We start from the raw sequence: 341 nt of genomic DNA, 5'->3' as shown, positions 1-341 counted from the left end.
TTACAACGTCGTGGTTTGGTGATTTATACCTTTGGTAATGTATCGCAAATCGACCGCGACAAAGGCGTGATTGCGATTAAACCAAGTGGTGTATCGTATGACCAAATGAAAGCAGAAGACATGGTGATTGTTGATTTAGAAAACAACATCGTTGAGGGCAATATGCGCCCGTCTTCAGATACCAAAACCCACATTCATTTGTATCGCCATTTTAATGACATTGGTGGCGTAACGCATACTCATTCAACGTATGCCACTGCATGGGCACAAGCAAAGCAAAGTATTCCATGTTTTGGGACTACGCACGCTGATTATGTGCACGGTGACATTACCTGCACTCG

1 protein-coding gene is annotated in these 341 nt (G+C 43.7%); it reads left to right on the top strand.

Annotated elements, in window-relative coordinates; all coding sequences use genetic code 11:
- On the top strand, window positions 1-341 hold a 341-nt coding region (locus tag CWB85_RS22015), incomplete at both ends, for a class II aldolase/adducin family protein (protein ID WP_171039075.1).

It is taken from the genome of Pseudoalteromonas sp. S1727, assembly GCF_005886375.1.
Classification (GTDB): Bacteria; Pseudomonadota; Gammaproteobacteria; order Enterobacterales; family Alteromonadaceae; genus Pseudoalteromonas; species Pseudoalteromonas haloplanktis.
The sequence above is the reverse complement of the archived record's forward strand: the minus strand, read 5'-3'. Positions and strand labels throughout refer to the sequence as shown.